The organism is Pseudoalteromonas sp. SR43-5 (assembly GCF_014163835.1).
GTDB lineage: Bacteria > Pseudomonadota > Gammaproteobacteria > Enterobacterales > Alteromonadaceae > Pseudoalteromonas > Pseudoalteromonas distincta.
Window position 1 is genome coordinate 1 of the sequence record NZ_JACJEA010000081.1, and the last position, 400, is coordinate 400.

Below are 400 nucleotides of genomic sequence, written 5' to 3' on the forward strand. Positions count from 1 at the left end.
GCCAAGGCATCCACCGTGTACGCTTAGTCACTTAACCATACAACCCAAACGGGTCTTTGTTTTGTGACAGTTTAACTTCGCCAGAAGTTAATATTGAATACTAAAGTAGATACCAATCAATCAACGTAAAACGTCAATCAAATGGCACTGAATGGTACTGCTACCATTCTTTTTTACTTTTGAAAACTCTTGATAAATACAATGTATCTATCAGAATTTTATTATCAGCTTTTCCAAATTTTTAAAGAGCATATTAATTAGTTATTCCGAAGAATAAGCACTAATTAACAATCATCTGTGTGGACACTACGAACAAATAAGTTCTAAATCGTATAAGGAGGTGATCCAGCCCCAGGTTCCCCTAGGGCTACCTTGTTACGACTTCACCCCAGTCATGAAT

The 400-nt window shown here is 36.5% G+C and carries 1 rRNA gene; it reads right to left on the reverse strand.

Features of this window, described 5'->3' with window-relative positions:
- Positions 1–333 precede the first annotated feature (333 nt).
- Positions 334–400 (reverse strand): 16S ribosomal RNA (locus tag H5090_RS20585); the annotation flags it as partial.